The sequence below is a fragment of the Synechococcus sp. Cruz CV12-2-Slac-r genome, from assembly GCF_024346075.1.
In the GTDB taxonomy this organism is placed as follows: domain Bacteria; phylum Cyanobacteriota; class Cyanobacteriia; order PCC-6307; family Cyanobiaceae; genus Synechococcus_D.
Genome location: NZ_JAGQEK010000201.1, coordinates 1 through 2,553 on the forward strand (window position 1 = coordinate 1; position 2,553 = coordinate 2,553).

The 2,553-nt window shown below is 46.6% G+C and carries 5 protein-coding genes; 3 read left to right on the plus strand and 2 right to left on the minus strand.

What is annotated here, in order from left to right; translation table 11 throughout:
- Window positions 1–305 (minus strand): hypothetical protein (locus tag KB557_RS10595; protein WP_255134021.1); only part of this gene is annotated, 305 nt, incomplete at its 3' end.
- Window positions 306–423: 118 nt separating this feature from the next.
- Window positions 424–717 (minus strand): hypothetical protein, encoded by a 294-nt coding sequence (locus KB557_RS10600; protein ID WP_255125223.1) that lies wholly within the window; start codon window positions 715–717, stop codon window positions 424–426.
- 369 nt (window positions 718–1,086) lie between these two features.
- Between KB557_RS10600 and KB557_RS10605 the strand changes: the two genes are divergently transcribed.
- The 3 genes from KB557_RS10605 to KB557_RS10615 all read left to right on the plus strand — a co-directional run.
- Window positions 1,087–1,587 carry an SLOG family protein gene (locus KB557_RS10605; protein ID WP_255134024.1) on the plus strand — a complete coding sequence of 167 codons (501 nt, stop codon included), beginning with the start codon at window positions 1,087–1,089 and terminating at the stop codon, window positions 1,585–1,587.
- Window positions 1,588–1,667: 80 nt separating this feature from the next.
- Complete coding sequence (locus tag KB557_RS10610) at window positions 1,668–2,216, plus strand: siphovirus Gp157 family protein (protein WP_255125332.1); 549 nt, start codon at window positions 1,668–1,670, stop codon at window positions 2,214–2,216.
- A gap of 55 nt (window positions 2,217–2,271) precedes the next feature.
- A partial coding sequence (locus tag KB557_RS10615; protein WP_255134025.1) for a Rad52/Rad22 family DNA repair protein occupies window positions 2,272–2,553 on the plus strand: 282 nt, incomplete at its 3' end.

The following is a 2,553-nucleotide window of genomic DNA, read 5'->3' on the forward strand; positions in this document are numbered from 1 at the left end:
TACCTTGGATAATAGGTAGCTCTGCAATAGCCTCTGTTGCAAATGTAGTCTCTATTGTCAATATATATAGGTTGAACAACCCTAATAATTCTCACCGGAGCCACATTGTGGTTAGCTGACTGGGAAGATACAGGTTCAGTCCACTTTTCCCCATTAAAAAACGTATTCACATATCCACCTTTACCGTCTTCGCAACTAAGAGCGGTAGTTCCATGAAATTTGCAGCCGCCGGCATAAATAGGGGGAGCAAACAAAGCCGAGCAGCCAATGCCTAACAACAAAATAAACGTTTTGAGATTTTTCATGATAATTAAGGAGATAAAAAGGATTCCTGTAGCTTAAGGGAGTTTTAGACCACCTTGAGCAATCATTAGCTTCTCGTTCTGCCGATTGCTGGGTGATTCCAAACCCAGCTCTGCATCTTCACAGCCAACTGCGATAAGCACTATGCAAGCTTCTAGCGGCTGCTTTTTGTTTTGCACTGCCAAATTGCGGGCTAGTTCCATTACGCCGCCGCCTTACCCAACTGCCTTTACGTACTAGAGCAACATCAGCAGCAACTGCCCGCCGGGCAGAAGCAATAGAGCCGTAACCCTTTTTCTTTTGCTTAGCAGCAAGCCGTCTTGCCTGAGCAGCACTTGTGGCATAAACAACCGTTGCAGTAGATCTGCGCTCCCAGAAAACGAGGTAATACATACCCGCTATTGCCGTACCCAAGGCCCGAGCCCCCTAGGGCCAAGACACTCAGCACCAAGGCCCATAGGCCCGAGACCCACAGGGCCAAGACACTCAGCACCAGGCCCATAGGCCCGAGACCCACAGGGCCGAGCGTTCGGCTTATCGAACTTGGCACATCCTGCGGCTGTGCCTTTTCGTTCTCAGCCTCCGCTCTATTGATTGGCCCATTTAATAATAAGAATTGGCCCTAAAGTTATTCCGGCGGCTGCCGTATTTGCTCAGTTTTTGCAACCGCTTTGGCTGGTTAAGCTATTAATTATATGCTAAAATATGGAGGCACCAAAGGCCACGAGCCCATCGCCTGCGGTAAGTTTTTTCTTTCAAGTTTATTATTGCATTTAATTGCTTATGTCTAAAATTATTGTTGCTTGTGGTGGCCGTGATCTGATCATTTCTGATCAAGATTGTGCCCGAACATTGTTAGCACGTGTTTCTGGTTGTCGTGTTCATTTATTGATCCACGGCAATGCAAAAGGTGCTGATGCTGCCATCAACCGTGCCGCCCATCTATTGGCTTGGCCGTGCCTTGCTATCTCAGCTGATTGGCAGCGCCATGGCCGTTGTGCAGGGCCAATTCGTAATCAGCAGTTACTGCAGCTTGCAATTGAAAAGGCAATAGCTCTGCAGTTACCCACACAGGAGCAGATCTCAATCCTGGTGATCGCCTTCCCTGGCGGTAAGGGCACTGCCGATCTAATTCAGCAAGCGCGAAAGCTAAGTGCCAGATCAGCTGTGCCAATTGCCATTAGGCAAATCTCTGCTGCTGAGGCCTCCTGTGGCCATGGCACCAGTGGCCGTGCCACCAGTGCTGATGCCAGCTCTATTTCTTTAAACCCTATTTGCGCTTAATCACTATGGTTTCCCTTCCCTCAGTTCCACACCCGGTTCCCTCCGCCCCTTTGGGGTCTGCCCCTGTGGGGTCCGCCCCAATGAGGTCTGGTTTAGGTCTATGGCAGCTTGGTATAGAAGCCCAAGCACTTACAGCTCAGATCGCTGCTTTTGCTGCACAGTTAGAGCTAGAAGATCCAGAACTTGTTCAATCAGCTCTAGGTGAACTAGAAGCTGCCTTATTACAAGAAGAAGGTAATAAGCAAAAACTATCAGATAAAGCTGATGCAACCTGTTGGGTAATTGATCATCTACGGGCACAAGCTAGCTATAGGCAACAACAAGCCAAAAGGCTTAGTGATATTGCCAAAGCTGATCAAACCAGAGCTGATGCCCTTGAGCAATCGCTTCTATATGTGCTTACACATTTACAACCAGAAGCAACACGCTTTTCTTTTCCTAACCATGAACTAACAAGTCGTAAATCAACTGTTGTTGAAATTATTGATCTAGATAAAATTACAGCTGAGTGGTTAGTTGTTAAAACCAGTACAGCACCAGATAAAAATGCAATAAAGGCTGCACTAAAAAAAGGCTTAGAAGTAAGTGGCGCCACTCTTCTTAATCGCCGCAGTTGGAAAATAAATTAATTAACTTATAATTGTTCAATTTATTTCCATTTATCCTTTTAACACTTGATTTACTATGTTTTCTACTCAACAACAACATGCGCTAGCAGCACCGCTTGATCGCGCTAATGTTCAATATCGCAATCAATCAAATCGCAGCTTTTCTTACCTAGAAGGTTGGCATGTGATCGCAGAAGCAAATCGCATCTTTGGTTTTGATGGCTGGCAGCGTGAAACGATCGAATTAAAATGCGTTTGCGAACGTGAACGCAATATCGGTCGTGATGGCCGCACTGGCTGGGGTGTTACCTACACAGCCAAGGTGCGTATCCAGGTAGGAGCGATCATTAGAGAAGGT